The organism is Rhodovastum atsumiense (genome assembly GCF_937425535.1).
Lineage (GTDB): Bacteria > Pseudomonadota > Alphaproteobacteria > Acetobacterales > Acetobacteraceae > Rhodovastum > Rhodovastum atsumiense.
Genome location: NZ_OW485601.1, coordinates 2,834,366 through 2,847,898, shown reverse-complemented (window position 1 = coordinate 2,847,898; position 13,533 = coordinate 2,834,366). Strand labels below are relative to the sequence as shown.

The window sequence follows — 13,533 nt, the reverse complement described above, 5'->3', positions numbered from 1 at the left end:
CCGTCGGGGCTTCGCCCCGAACCCGACCAGGAGGCTTTGCCTCCTGGACCTCCACCAAGGGCCACAAGGCCCTTGGAACCCATTCCTTGCCGCGCAGCGCTATGGGGGTGCAGGGGCCTTGTGGCCCCTGCCGGGTCCAGGGCAGAGCCCTGGCCTTCCTGTATCAGCGCACCAGGCAGGGGCGCTTGTTGTCGAACTTCCAGCCCGGGATCAGGTACTGCATCGCCACCGCATCGTCGCGCGCGCCGAGGCCGTGCTGCTTGTACAGCGCGTTCGCCTGTTCCAGTGCATCGAGATTCACCTCGATGCCGAGGCCCGGTTTCTCCGGCACCTTCACCATCCCGCCGACGATCTTCAGCGGGTCACGCGTCAGGTGCTGGCCGTCCTGCCAGATCCAGTGCGTGTCGATCGCCGTGATCTTGCCCGGCGCCGCCGCCGCGACATGGGTGAACATCGCCAGCGAGATGTCGAAATGGTTGTTGGAGTGCGAGCCCCAGGTCAGGCCCCACTCATGGCACATCTGCGCCACCCGCACCGAGCCCTGCATGGTCCAGAAATGCGGGTCGGCCAGTGGGATATCGACCGACTGCAGCGAGATCGCGTGGCCCATCTGCCGCCAGTCGGTGGCGATCATGTTGGTGGCGGTCGGCAGGCCGGTGGCACGGCGGAACTCGGCCATCACCTCGCGGCCGGAATAGCCCTGCTCGGCGCCGCACGGGTCCTCGGCATAGGCCAGGATGTCGTGCCGCCCCTTGCACAGCGAGATCGCCTCGGCCAGTGACCAGGCGCCGTTGGGATCGAGGGTGATGCGCGCCTGCGGGAAGCGGGCCGCCAGTGCCGCGATCGCCTCGATCTCCTCGGCGCCGCTGAACACACCGCCCTTCAGCTTGAAGTCGTTGAAGCCATAGTGGGCATGCGCGGCTTCGGCGAGGCGCACGACCCCTTCCGGCGTCAGCGCGGCCTCGCGGCGCAGGCGGAACCAGTCATCCTTCGCGTCGGGCTCGGCGAGGTAAGGCAGATCGGTACGGGCGCGGTCACCGACATAGAACAGGTAGCCCAGCATCTCCACGGCGTCGCGCTGCTGGCCGTCACCGAGCAGCGCCGCCACCGGCACGTCGAGATACTGGCCGAGCAGGTCGAGCAGCGCTGCCTCGATCGCGGTCACCACATGGATGGTGGTGCGCAGGTCGAAGGTCTGCAGGCCGCGTCCACCGGCATCGCGGTCGGCAAAGCGGCCGCGCACGGCATTGAGCACGTTCTTGTAGTTGCCGATCGGCTTGCCGATCACCAGCGCGCGGGCATCTTCCAGCGTCTGGCGGATCTTCTCGCCGCCGGGCACCTCGCCCACGCCGGTGCGGCCGGCATTGTCGCGCAGCAGCAGCACGTTGCGGGTGAAGAAGGGACCGTGCGCGCCGGAGAGATTGAGCAGCATGCTGTCATGCCCGGCCACGGGCACGACGCGCATCTCGGTGACGACGGGGGTATCGGAACGGGACATCTGGGTCCTCCCTTCAGGCGGCCTTGCGGCCAAAGGCGGGGCGCTTTGGGTCATAGGTCCAGCCAGGCAGCAGGTATTGCATGGCCATGGCGTCGTCGCGGGCGCCGGTGCCGATCTTCTTGTAGACCTCGTGGGCCTTCTGCAGCCGGTCCATGTCGATCTCGATGCCCAGGCCCGGCCGGTCCGGCACCGCGACGCTGCCACCCACGATCTGCAGCGGTTCGCGGGTCAGGCGCTCGTTGCCCTCTTGCCAGATCCAGTGCGTGTCGATGGCGGTGATGTCCCCCGGCGCGGCGGCGGCGCAATGGGTGAACATCGCCAGCGAGATGTCGAAATGGTTGTTGGAATGCGAACCCCAGGTCAGGCCGACCGCCTCGCAGAGCTGCGCCACCCGCACCGAGCCCTGCAACGTCCAGAAATGCGGATCGGCAAGCGGGATGTCCACCGACTGCAGCGACAGCGAATGGCCGAGCTGGCGCCAGTCGGTGGCGATCATGTTGGTCGCGGTCGGGATGCCGGTGGCACGACGGAACTCGGCCATCACCTCGCGGCCGGAATAGCCGGCCTCGGGGCCGCACGGGTCCTCGGCATAGGCCATGGCGTGGCCGTAGGCGCGGCCCAGTTCGATCGCCTCGGCGAGCGTCCAGGCGCCGTTCGGGTCAAGCGTCACCCGCCCTTCCGGGAAGCGCCGGTGCAGGGCGAGCACCGCCTGCATCTCGTCTTCGCCGGGCATCACCCCGCCCTTGAGCTTGTAGTCGGAAAACCCGTAGCGGGCGGTAGCGGCCTCGGCCTGGCGGACGATGGCCTCCGGGGTCAGCGCCGCCTCGGTGCGCACGCGCTCCCAGGCATCAGCGCCGCCGCGCGCTTCGGGATAGGGCAGGTCGGTGCGGCCGCGGTCGCCGACATAGAACAGGTAGGCGAGCATCTTCGCCGCGCCGCGCTGCTGGCCGGTGCCGAGCAGGGCGCAGACCGGCACGCCCATGTGCTGGCCGAGCAGGTCGAGCAGCGCCGCCTCGACCGCGGTGATGACGTTGTCGGTGCGCAGGTTGATCTCGTGCGGCTGGCGCAGCACCCGCGCCTCCGACTCCGAGGTCACCTGGTGGACGATGGTCTGTTTCGCCGCCTTCGCGCCGGGCAGCGTCGCGCGGATGGCATTGAGGATGGCGTTGAAGCTGCCGATCGGCTGGCCGACCACCAGCGGGATTGACCGCTCCAGCGTGGCGCGGATCCCCTCCCCGCCCGGGACCTCGCCGAGGCCGGTGTTGCCGGCGCTGTCCTTCAGCACCACCACGTTGCGGGTGAAGAAGGGACCGTGCGCGCCACACAGGTTCAGCAGCATACAATCCTGGCCGGCGACCGGGACAACGAGCATGTCCGTGACGAGAGGCGTGCGGGCGCCGGCATTATTTGCCAGGTCGTTCATGGGGTCATTCCGTCCTTTGCGGCAGTGACGTGCGGAAGGCCGGCCCGGGGCACCGGGCCGGCCCGCCGTGGGGCGGCTGGTCAGCGGACCAGCACCATGCGCTTGATCTCGCCGACGATGACCAGGTAGCTGAGGGCGGCGATCAAGGCGTTGGCGGCCACGAAGACCAGGGCACCGTTGAAGGACCCGGAGGTCTGGATGATGTAGCCGATGATGATCGGCGTGGAGATGGAGGAAAGATTGCCGCACATGTTGAAGACACCGCCGGCGAGGCCGGTGATCTCCTTGGGCGCGGCATCCGACATCACCGCCCAGCCGAGCGCGCCGATGCCCTTGCCGAAGAAGGCCAGTGCCATCAGCCCGACCACGACCCACTGCACGTCGGTATAGTTGCAGATGATCATGGAGACGGAGGTGACCATCCCGAGCACGATCGGCGTCTTGCGCGCGGCCGAAAGGGAATAGCCGCGCCGGAGCATCCAGTCGGACATCAACCCGCCGAGGATGCCGCCCAGGAAGCCGCAGATGGCGGGCAGCGAGGCGACGAACCCGGCCTTCAGGATCGACATGCCGCGCGCCTGCACCAGATAGACCGGGAACCAGGTGATGAAGAAGTAGGTGATGGCGTTGATGCAGAACTGGCCGATGAAGATGCCGACCATCATGCGGTTGCGGAACATCTGGCGGATGTCGTCCCACTTCGCACCGGATGCGGGATCGGCCTTCGCCTTGGCATCGTCCATGTGCACGAGGCCACCGCCGGCGGCGATGTAGTCGACCTCGGCCTTGTTGACCCACGGATGGTCGGCCGGGCTGTAGACCAGCTTCAGCCAGATCAGCGCGAGTGAGATGCCAAGCCCGCCCATCACGCCGAACACCCAGGGCCAACCGAAGGAATGCGTGATCCAGCCCAGCAGCGGAGCAAAGATCACGGTCGCGAAATACTGCGCGGAATTGAACAGTGCCGAGGCGGTGGCACGCTCGTGCTTGGGGAACCAGGCGGCGACGATGCGGCTGTTGCCGGGGAAGGACGGCGATTCCGCAAGCCCGAGCAGGAAGCGCAGGGCGAACAGCGTGAACACCGCCACCGCGCCGGTGAGGAAGCCGACGAAGCCGAGGCAGAGCGTGAAGAAGGACCAGAGGAACAGGCTGGCGGCATACACGCCCTTCGAGCCGTAGCGATCGAGCAGCCAGCCACCGGGCAACTGGCCGATCACGTAGGCCCAGCCGAAGGCCGAGAAGACGATGCCCATCTGGGCGGCGTTCAGCCCCAGGTCCTTGCTGATGACCGGGCCTGCGATGGCGAGCGTGGCACGGTCGGCGTAATTGATGACCGTCACCACGAACAGCATGGTAACGATCAGCCATCGCACGCGTGTTTTCTGGGCGGTTGCGGACGCGATGGAGTTCGCGGCCAGCGTGTCAGAAGGCATGTCTGGTCCTCCACGCAGCACGTCAGATGCTGCAGCGTTTAATTTTTCGCCGACTCTCAGGTCGGATTTAGTATATCACAAGTTTGTGAGAGTTTACTTGATCCAGGTCAACCCTGTTTTAATTTTTGTTTTGCGTTTTGTAACAGAGTTATTTGGGTTTTTTACTTTGACAAAGTCAATAACCGGCACAGGCATGCCGATTTACTATCAGCCACTGCGCGAATTTGACTTCGACGTCTTGTTTTTCTGCCTCGCTCCTGGACGGTTACGGGCGCACCTATTTGGTGGCGAGGAAACCTTATGGACGGCACCGATGACAGTCCAAACCAAAGAACGAATTGATCGATCCAATCCTTGGATGGATCACCGGATCGGGCTCATCGCGCCCGCCCTTTCGGCGCGAACCGGTCCAGCACGGCCTGCCGGAACCCCGGCAGTGCCGGATTGGTGTTCTCGCGCCACCAGACCAGGTGCAGCTCCGCAAGCGCGCGCCGTCGCGAATGCAGCGGCCGCAGCACCACGCCCTCGAAGTGCAAGGCCCGCCCCGCCTCCGGCACCACCGCGAGCGCCAGCCCGGCGCTGACCAGCGCCAGCATGGTGTGGGCCTGGCTGACGTACTGCACATATTGCGGTGCCGCCCCGGCGGCGGCGCAGAGCCCGCTGATCAGGTCGTAGAAGTAGCGCGCCTGCACCGGCGACCACATCGCCAGCTTCTGCTGGTCGAGATCGGCGAAGCTGGGCTCCGGCCCCTCGGCCAGGGGATGCCCGCGCGGCACCGCGAGCAGCAGCGGCTCGCGCTGCACGCACACCGCCTCCACCAGCCGCCGGTCGAAGGGCTGGCGCACCAGCCCGAGGTCAAGCCGGCCGGATGCCAGCGCCTCCATCTGGTCGGCGGTGACCATTTCCTTCAGCACCACGTCGATGCCCGGCAGATCCGCATTGGCGAAGGCGATCAGCCGCGGCACCAGCGAATAGCTGGCCGCCGCGGTGCAGCCGAGCGCAATCGACCCCGCCTCCCCCCGCGCCACCCGCTTGGCGGCGAGGCCGGCGCCGTCGGCGAGTTGCAGGATCCGCCGTGCTTCCGGCAGGAAGGCGCGCCCCGCCGGCGTCAGCCGCACCGAACGGCTGGTGCGTTCGAGCAGCACGATGTCGAGCGCATGTTCGAGCAACTGCACCTGCCGGCTCAGCGGCGGCTGGGTCATGTGCAGCCGCGCGGCAGCACGGCCGAAATGCAGTTCCTCGGCGACGGCGACGAAGCAGCGCAATTGGCTCAGTTCGAACATCTATGCCGTTCTTGGATCGATCAATGCCGTGTTTAGCTTAGACGGCGATGGATGCGAGCGCTACCGATTGGTGGCGAGGAGACTGCGCAAGCCGTCGCAGCAACGAGAGGGGCCACCCCGATGTCCGGACCTGTCACCAGTATCCCCCCGAACGCACTGAAAGCCGCGCTCCGCGAAAACCGTCGCCAGATCGGGCTGTGGAGCAGCCTGTGCAGCAACGTGGTGGCGGAAGTGCTGGCCTATGCCGGCTACGACTGGATCGTGGTCGATACCGAACACGCCCCGAGCGATACCGTCGACGTGTTGTCGCAATTGCAGGGGCTGGCCACCGGCAGCGCCGAGCCGGTGGTCCGTGTCGCCTGGAACGACGCGGTGCTGATGAAACGCCTGCTCGACATCGGCGCGCGCAGCCTGCTGGTGCCGTTCGTGCAGTCGGCCGAGGAAGCCAAGGCCGCCGTCGCCGCCACCCGCTACCCGCCGCACGGCATCCGCGGCGTGTCGGTCTCCCACCGCGCCAACCGCTTCGGCCGCGTGCCCAACTACCTGCACACGGCGCAGGAGCAGATCTGCGTGCTGGTGCAGATGGAAACCCGCACGGCCCTGGCCGCGCTGGAGGACATCGCCGCGGTCGATGGCATCGACGGGGTGTTCATCGGCCCCTCCGACCTTGCCGCCGATTTCGGCCATCTCGGCAATGCCGCGCACCCGGAGGTGCAGGCTGCCATTGCCGATGCCTGCGCCCGCGCCAAGGCGGTGGGCAAGCCGATCGGCATCCTCGCCCCGGTCGAGGCCGATGCGCGGCGTTATTTCGAGATGGGCTTCACCTACGTCGCCATCGGCAGCGATGTCGGCATTCTTTCGGCCGGCAGCACCAACCTCGTCGCCCGCATGCGGGAAGCCATCGGCGAGCCGAAGATCCGGGTCGCGGTCTGACCCGCCCCCGCAACAAGGCAACAGGAGACACTGGACGCATGAGCAACGTCGGCTTCATCGGCCTCGGCATCATGGGGCGGCCCATGGCGGCCCATCTGCAGGCAGCGGGTCACACCCTGTTCCTCTACGACATCGGCCAATTGCCGCAGACTCTGCTCGACGGCGGCGCGGTCGCCTGCGCCTCCGGCGCGGAGGTCGCGCAGCAGGCCGAGATCATCATCACCATGGTGCCTGACACCCCGCATGTCGAGGCGGCGCTGTTCGGCAAGGGCGGCATCGCCGAGGGCCTGACCCCCGGCAAGATCGTTGTGGATATGAGCTCGATCTCGCCGATCGCCACCAAGGCGTTCGCCGAGAAGATCAATGCGCTGGGCTGCGACTACCTCGACGCGCCGGTCTCCGGCGGCGAGGTCGGCGCCAGGGAGGCGTCGCTGACCATCATGGTCGGCGGCCCGGACGCGGCGTTCGAGAAGGTGAAGCCGCTGTTCGAGAAGATGGGGAAGAACGTCACCCTGGTCGGCGGCACCGGCGACGGCCAGACCACCAAGGTCGCCAACCAGATCATCGTGGCGCTGACCATCGAGGCGGTAGGCGAGGCCCTGCTGTTCGCCTCCAAGGCCGGTGCCGATCCGGCACGCGTGCGCAAGGCGCTGATGGGCGGCTTCGCGTCCTCGCGCATCCTGGAAGTGCATGGCCAGCGCATGGTGGACCGCAAGTTCGATCCGGGCTTCCGCATCGAGCTGCACCAGAAGGACCTGAACCTGGCGCTGCAGGGGGCGAAGTCATTGCAGATCAGCCTGCCCAACACCGCCACCTGCCAGGAGCTGTTCAACGCCTGCGCCGCCCGCGGCGGCAGCAAGTGGGATCATTCCGCCATGGTGCGGGCGCTGGAGCTGCTCGCCGATCACGAAATCGGCAGCAAGCAGGGCTGAACAAGGCTAAACAACAAGGCGACAGCCACGGAGGGAACGGATCCATGCCTGAAACACCAGCCGACCTGCTGCGCGTGATGTTCACCGAAGCGGTCCGGGCCGCCGATCCGAGCCTCTGCCTGCCGCCTTACCTGCCTGAACCGCCCATCGGGCGCACCATCGTCATCGGGGCCGGCAAGGCCTCGGCGGCGATGGCCGCGGCCCTGGAAGCGCACTGGACCGGCCCGCTGGAAGGGCTGGTCGTCACCCGCTACGGCCATGCAGTGCCCTGCCGCCGCATCGAGATCGTCGAGGCCGCCCACCCGGTGCCCGACGCCGCCGGCGAGCAGGCGGCGCGGCGTATCCTGGAAATAGTGCAGGGCCTGACCGAGGACGATCTCGTCATCGCCCTGATCTCGGGCGGCGGCTCGTCGCTGCTGGCCCTGCCCGCCCCCGGCCTGACGCTCGCCGACAAGCAGGAGGTCAACCGCGCACTGCTGCGCTCGGGGGCCACCATCCACGAGATGAACGTGGTCCGCCGACATCTCTCCGCCATCAAGGGCGGCCGGCTCGCCGCCGCCACCGCCCCGGCGCGCTGCGTCGCCCTGCTGATCTCCGATGTGCCCGGCGACGATCCCGCGGTCATCGCCTCCGGCCCGACCGTGCCCGATCCCAGCAGCTTCGCCGATGCCCGCGCCATCCTCGCCCGCTACGGCATCACCCCGCCCGAGGCGGTGCGCCGCCACCTGGACGCGGCCGCCGAGGAAACCCCCAAGCCCGGCGATCCCCGGCTGGCGCGCGCGCAGACGGTGCTGATCGCAACACCGCAGCGCTCGCTGGAAACCGCCGCCGCCGTCGCCCGCGAAGCCGGTATCACCCCGGTGATCCTCGGCGATGCGATCGAGGGCGAATCCCGCGAGGTCGCCCGCGTGATGGCCGGCATCGCCCGGCAGGTGGAACGCCACGGCCAGCCGGCCGGCGCGCCCTGCGTGCTGCTCTCGGGCGGGGAAACCACGGTCACCGTGCGTGGCCAGGGCCGCGGCGGGCGCAATGTCGAATTCCTGCTCTCGCTGGCGATCGAGCTTGGCGGGGCGCCGCGCATCTGGGCGATCGCCGGCGACACCGACGGCATCGACGGGGCCGACGACGCCGCCGGCGCGCTGGTCACGCCCGACACGCTGGCGCGGGCGCGGGCGCTCGGCCTCGATGCCCGCGCGGCCCTGGCCGACAACGACGCCCACAGCTTCTTCCAGGCCCTGGACGACCGCATCGTCACCGGCCCCACCCTCACCAACGTCAACGATTTCCGCGCGGTGCTGATCACCTGACCGCACCGCCCCCGGCCCCGCCGTCGCAAGGACACCACCGATGCCGCCCGCCCCGAGGATCCGCCGTAGCCGTCGCACCAAGATCATCGCCACGCTCGGCCCGGCCTCCTCGACCCCGGAGACCATCGAGCGGCTGTACCGCGCCGGGGCCGACGTGTTCCGGCTGAATTTCAGCCACGGCACCCATGCCGACCATGCCGCCCGCATCGCCGCAATCCGGGACCTGGAACGCCGGCTTGGCCGGCCGATCGGCATCCTCGCCGACGTGCAGGGCCCGAAGCTGCGCATCGGCCGCTTCGCCGCCGGCCGCGTCCACCTGCAGACCGGCCAGCGCTTTCGCCTCGACCGCGACCCCACCCCCGGCGATGCCGACCGGGTGGAGCTGCCGCATCCGGAAATCCTGGAAGCGGCGCGGATCGGCACCACGCTGCTGCTCGATGACGGCAAGCTGCGCCTGCGCGTGCTGCACACCCGTACCGATCACCTGGTCACCGAGGTCGTGGTCGGCGGCCCGCTTTCGGACCGCAAGGGCGTGAACGTGCCGGACGTGCCGTTGGCGATTCCGGCGCTGACCGCCAAGGATCGCCAGGACCTCGCCTTCGCGCTGGAACACGGCGTCGATTATATCGGCCTGTCCTTCGTGCAGCGCCCCGAGGACGTGGCCGAGGCCCGCGCCATCGCCAATGGCCGCGCCTGGATCATGGCCAAGATCGAGAAGCCGCAGGCGATCGAGAACCTCGACGCGGTGGTCGCCCTGGCCGACTGCGTGATGGTGGCACGCGGCGACCTCGGCGTGGAGATGCCGCCCGAGGAAGTACCCCTGTTGCAGAAGCGCATCGTCCGCACCGCCCGCGCCGCCGGCAAGCCGGTGGTGGTGGCGACCCAGATGCTGGAGAGCATGATCGCGGCCCCCGCCCCCACCCGCGCGGAGGCCTCCGACGTCGCCACGGCGGTGCTCGACGGCGCCGACGCGGTGATGCTCTCGGCCGAGACGGCGTCCGGCCAGTTCCCCTACGAGGCGGTCAACATCATGGACCGCATCATTGCCCGGATGGAGCAGGATCCGCTCTGGCGCAACATCGTCGAGGCTTCCCGCCCCGCCCCGGAGCGCTCGGCCGCCGATGCGATCGCCGCCGCCGCCCGCCAGGTCGCCGGGACGCTCGGCGCGCGTGCCATCTGCGCCTTCACCACCTCGGGCGGCACCGGTCTGCGCGCCGCGCGCGAACGCCCGGAGGCGCCGATCCTGGGCCTGACGCCCTCGGTCGAGACGGCGCGGCGCCTCGCCGTGGTGTGGGGCGTGCATGCCGCGCTGCTGCCGGAGCCCTGCCGGCCCGACGCCACCGTGGAGGAAGCCGGGCGCGTGGCGATGCAGTACGGCTTTGCCGCGCCGGACGAGGACGTGGTGGTGATCGCCGGCCAGCCCTTCGGCGTGGCCGGATCCACCAACGCCCTGCGCGTCACCCGCTGCGCCCGCCCCGGCACCGCCGCCGCAGCAGCAGCAGCAGCCTGAAGCCATCCGGCAGCCCGGCCCGTCGCTGCGCGGGCCAGGGGGCCGGCAAGAAAGGAAACAGGAACATGGCCGAGACGCCGCTCACCATCCAGGTCCACCCGGACGACAACGTCGCCATCGTCGTCAACGCGAACGGCCTGCCGGCGGGGACCGAATTCCCCTCCGGGCTGACGCTGCGCGAGCACGTGCCGCAGGGCCACAAGGTCAACCTGGTCGATCTCGCGGAAGGTGAGCCGATCCGCCGCTACGGCGAGGTGATTGGCCATGCGCAACGCCCGGTGCCGCGCGGCAGCTGGATCGAGGAATCGCTGGTCCGCCTGCCACCGGCGCCGCGTCTCGATGAATTGCCGCTCGCCACCGCCGTCCCGCCGCCGCAGCCGCCGCTGGAAGGCTATACCTTCGAGGGCTACCGCAATGCCGATGGCAGCGTCGGCACCCGCAACCTGCTGGGCATCAGCACCAGCGTGCAATGCGTGGCCGGCGTGGTCGAGTACGCGGCGCAGCGCATCCGCACGGAGTTGCTGCCGCGCTTCCCCAACGTGGACGACGTGGTGGCGCTGACTCACACCTATGGCTGTGGCGTGGCGATCAATGCCCCCGGCGCCGCGGTGCCGATCCGTACGGTGCGCAACATCGCCCGCAACCCGAATTTCGGCGGCGCGCCGATGGTGGTGGGCCTCGGCTGCGAGAAGATGTTCCCCGAATGGGTGCTGTCGGATGATCGCCCGGCGCCCGGCCCCGGCAACACCGACAGCATCGTCCGGCTGCAGGACGAAAGCCATGTCGGCTTCGGCGCCATGCTCGCCTCGATCATGGAGATGGCGGAAAAGCGACTGGCGGAGCTGAATCGCCGCACCCGCACCACCTGCCCCGCCGCCGACCTGGTCGTCGGGATGCAATGCGGCGGCAGCGACGCCTTCTCCGGCGTCACCGCCAACCCCGCGGTCGGCTTCGCCACCGACCTGCTGGTGCGCGCCGGCGCCACGGTGATGTTCTCCGAAGTTACCGAAGTGCGCGACGCCATCCACCTGCTCACGCCGCGCGCGGCGGACGAGGAGGTCGGCCGCGCCTTGGTGCGGGAAATGGCGTGGTACGATGATTACCTGCAGGAAGGCGCCTCCGACCGCAGCGCCAACACCACGCCGGGCAACAAGCGCGGCGGGCTCGCCAACATTGTCGAAAAGGCGCTCGGCTCGGTGGCGAAGTCGGGCAGCAGCGCCATCGCCGGCGTGCTCGCGCCCGGCGAGCAGGTGGACCGCAAGGGGCTGATCTTCGCCGCCACCCCGGCCAGCGACTTCATCTGCGGCACGCTGCAACTGGCCTCGGGCATGACCCTGCAGGTGTTCACCACCGGCCGCGGCACGCCCTATGGCCTCGCCGCCGCCCCGGTGATCAAGATGGCCACCCGCAAGGCCCTGAGCGCGCGCTGGCACGACCTGATGGATATCGATGCCGGCCGCATCGCCACCGGCGAGGCAACCATCGAAGAGGTCGGCTGGGAACTGTTCCACCTGATCCTCGACGTCGCCAGCGGCCGCAAGCAGACCTGGTCCGACCAGTGGGGCCTGCGCAACGCGCTGACGCTGTTCAACCCCGGCCCGGTGACCTGAGGCAGGGCCGGCGACCTGCGTCAGTCTCGTGCCCCGGCAACGGCCACCAGACGGCCGGCCGGGGCACGTGCCGGCAGCAGCCGCAGGATTTCCTGCCAGGCCGGATGGCGGGTCAACCGCAACGCCGCCAGCCAGGCCAGCATCGCCAGCAGCAGGGAAACGAAGAGGGCCCAGGGTGACATCACCGTATGGGTCGGCTGCAGGGCCATCACCGTGAGCGGCCCCAGCACGGTGATCCCCGTCACCACCGCACTGCGGCCGACGGCACCGAACAGCTTGCGCGTCGACAGGGACAGGCTGTGGCGCACCGCCAGCACGGAGACCAGTGCCTGGAATGGAATGACGACCAGGAAGCTCAGCACCACGGCGTGCAGGCCGAACACGGCGAAGCCCATGATGATGGCCGCCGAACCGGGCCAGGCAATCAAGGCCCGCCGGAGGTTCTGGCGCATGGCGCCGGTGGCGACCAGCACCGGATAGTTCAGCTCGCTGGTGAAGGCGAACAGCGAGGCGACGGCCATGATGCGGAGCAAGGGCGCCACCGCCATCCAGGTGTCGCCGAGCACGACATGCACCACCCCTTCCGCCATGGTCGCCATGCAGGCCAGGGCCGGCCATTGCACGGCCGTGATCAGCGTCACCGCGCGCAGGTATGCGGTGGTCAGATCGCGGCCTTCGCGGGCCGCCTGGGAAAAGGCCGGCAGCGCCACGGCCGTCACGCCGCTCAGGACGACCTTGTCCGGCAACTGCGCGAGGGTCAGCGTCCGGTAGAACAGCCCCAGTTCGTTGAAGCTGAGCATCTGCCCCAGCGCGAACAAAGGTCCCGCTTCGTAGACGCGATAGAGCAAGGCGGCGGCGCCGTTATAGGCGCCGAAACGCACGGCATCCCGCAGGCCGCGCAGGCTGGGGCGGAACACCGACAGGTCCGGCCGCAATGCGATGGCCACCAGCACGCTCGCCAGGGCACAGGCGACCCAGGCCCAGCCGAAGGCGGTGAAACCCACCCCGTGGCCCACCAGGACCACCAGCATGGCGGCATTCACCACGACATTGACGATGTTCACGACCGCCACCTTGCCAAAGGCAAGATCACGGCGCAGCAGCCCCACGATCATCTGCGAGAAGGGTTCCAGCAGCAGGGCGACGCCAATGAGGCCAAGATACAGGGCAAGGCCGGGCCGGTCGTACCAGGCCTCCATCCAGGGGGCCATTGCCAGGATCACCGCCACGATCAGCAGCGTCGTCAGCATCATCAATGTGAAGCAGGCCCGGATCGTCGTCAGGCTGAGCCGGGGACGGTTGATCAGATAGACCTGGGACGCGAATTCCCGTACCGCGATGGCAATGGACGTGATGGCGGTGCCGATGACGGCAACACCGAATTCATCCGGCGTCATCAGGCGGGCGATGATGGCGAGCTGGGCGAAGTTCACCACCATGCCGACATAGCGGTCGGCAGTGCTGATCAGCAGGGCACGGCGCAGTTGCATCGACGATCCTCACTCCGGGCATGACCCGGCCGTGGTTCCGGACCGACCGGACCGACCGTGTCGGCATCATGATTGTCCGACAGACGTCCCCGGGGACGCATTTCAACCAATACG

10 protein-coding genes are annotated in these 13,533 nt (G+C 68.7%); 5 read left to right on the top strand and 5 right to left on the bottom strand.

Features of this window, described 5'->3' with window-relative positions; genetic code table 11:
- Positions 1–163 precede the first annotated feature (163 nt).
- From gudD to NBY65_RS12920, 4 genes are all read right to left on the bottom strand, one after another.
- Positions 164–1,498, bottom strand: a complete 1,335-nt coding sequence (gudD, locus tag NBY65_RS12935; RefSeq protein WP_150040369.1) for a glucarate dehydratase — start codon at positions 1,496–1,498, stop codon at positions 164–166.
- 13 nt (positions 1,499–1,511) lie between these two features.
- Entirely contained in the window at positions 1,512–2,921 is a 1,410-nt protein-coding gene (locus tag NBY65_RS12930) for an enolase C-terminal domain-like protein (RefSeq protein ID WP_150040370.1), read from the bottom strand.
- Positions 2,922–3,001: 80 nt separating this feature from the next.
- A complete protein-coding gene (locus NBY65_RS12925; RefSeq protein ID WP_150040371.1) occupies positions 3,002–4,354 on the bottom strand; it encodes an MFS transporter in 1,353 nt (450 codons plus the stop codon).
- 377 nt (positions 4,355–4,731) lie between these two features.
- Positions 4,732–5,637 (bottom strand): LysR family transcriptional regulator, encoded by a 906-nt coding sequence (locus NBY65_RS12920; RefSeq protein WP_150040372.1) that lies wholly within the window; start codon positions 5,635–5,637, stop codon positions 4,732–4,734.
- A 120-nt stretch (positions 5,638–5,757) separates the two neighbouring features.
- Here NBY65_RS12920 and NBY65_RS12915 point away from each other — a divergent pair, with 120 nt between their 5' ends.
- The 5 genes from NBY65_RS12915 (at position 5,758) to garD (ending at position 11,929) form a co-directional block, all read left to right on the top strand.
- A complete protein-coding gene (locus NBY65_RS12915; RefSeq protein ID WP_150040373.1) occupies positions 5,758–6,570 on the top strand; it encodes an aldolase/citrate lyase family protein in 813 nt (270 codons plus the stop codon).
- A gap of 38 nt (positions 6,571–6,608) precedes the next feature.
- Positions 6,609–7,502 carry a 2-hydroxy-3-oxopropionate reductase gene (gene glxR, locus NBY65_RS12910; RefSeq protein WP_150040374.1) on the top strand — a complete coding sequence of 298 codons (894 nt, stop codon included), beginning with the start codon at positions 6,609–6,611 and terminating at the stop codon, positions 7,500–7,502.
- Positions 7,503–7,546: 44 nt separating this feature from the next.
- Entirely contained in the window at positions 7,547–8,809 is a 1,263-nt protein-coding gene (locus NBY65_RS12905) for a glycerate kinase type-2 family protein (RefSeq protein ID WP_150040375.1), read from the top strand.
- Between the two features lie 40 nt (positions 8,810–8,849).
- A complete protein-coding gene (gene pyk, locus NBY65_RS12900) occupies positions 8,850–10,319 on the top strand; it encodes a pyruvate kinase (RefSeq protein ID WP_150040376.1) in 1,470 nt (489 codons plus the stop codon).
- 65 nt (positions 10,320–10,384) lie between these two features.
- On the top strand, positions 10,385–11,929 hold the full coding sequence (gene garD / locus NBY65_RS12895; RefSeq protein WP_150040377.1) for a galactarate dehydratase: 1,545 nt from the start codon (positions 10,385–10,387) through the stop codon (positions 11,927–11,929).
- A gap of 20 nt (positions 11,930–11,949) precedes the next feature.
- On the opposite strand, the gene NBY65_RS12890 is transcribed toward garD, so the two are convergent.
- Positions 11,950–13,419: an oligosaccharide flippase family protein gene (locus NBY65_RS12890; protein ID WP_250265671.1), complete on the bottom strand. Its 1,470-nt coding sequence runs from the start codon at positions 13,417–13,419 to the stop codon at positions 11,950–11,952.
- Positions 13,420–13,533: the final 114 nt, after the last annotated feature.

What these genes read in the sequence shown, in the direction of transcription:
- gudD (WP_150040369.1), bottom strand. Translation starts at nt 1,498, where the DNA reads ATGTCCCGTTCCGATACCCCCGTCGTCACCGAGATGCGCGTCGTGCCC.
- NBY65_RS12930 (WP_150040370.1), bottom strand. Translation starts at nt 2,921, where the DNA reads ATGAACGACCTGGCAAATAATGCCGGCGCCCGCACGCCTCTCGTCACG.
- NBY65_RS12925 (WP_150040371.1), bottom strand. Translation starts at nt 4,354, where the DNA reads ATGCCTTCTGACACGCTGGCCGCGAACTCCATCGCGTCCGCAACCGCC.
- NBY65_RS12920 (WP_150040372.1), bottom strand. Translation starts at nt 5,637, where the DNA reads ATGTTCGAACTGAGCCAATTGCGCTGCTTCGTCGCCGTCGCCGAGGAA.
- NBY65_RS12915 (WP_150040373.1), top strand. Translation starts at nt 5,758, where the DNA reads ATGTCCGGACCTGTCACCAGTATCCCCCCGAACGCACTGAAAGCCGCG.
- glxR (WP_150040374.1), top strand. Translation starts at nt 6,609, where the DNA reads ATGAGCAACGTCGGCTTCATCGGCCTCGGCATCATGGGGCGGCCCATG.
- NBY65_RS12905 (WP_150040375.1), top strand. Translation starts at nt 7,547, where the DNA reads ATGCCTGAAACACCAGCCGACCTGCTGCGCGTGATGTTCACCGAAGCG.
- pyk (WP_150040376.1), top strand. Translation starts at nt 8,850, where the DNA reads ATGCCGCCCGCCCCGAGGATCCGCCGTAGCCGTCGCACCAAGATCATC.
- garD (WP_150040377.1), top strand. Translation starts at nt 10,385, where the DNA reads ATGGCCGAGACGCCGCTCACCATCCAGGTCCACCCGGACGACAACGTC.
- NBY65_RS12890 (WP_250265671.1), bottom strand. Translation starts at nt 13,419, where the DNA reads ATGCAACTGCGCCGTGCCCTGCTGATCAGCACTGCCGACCGCTATGTC.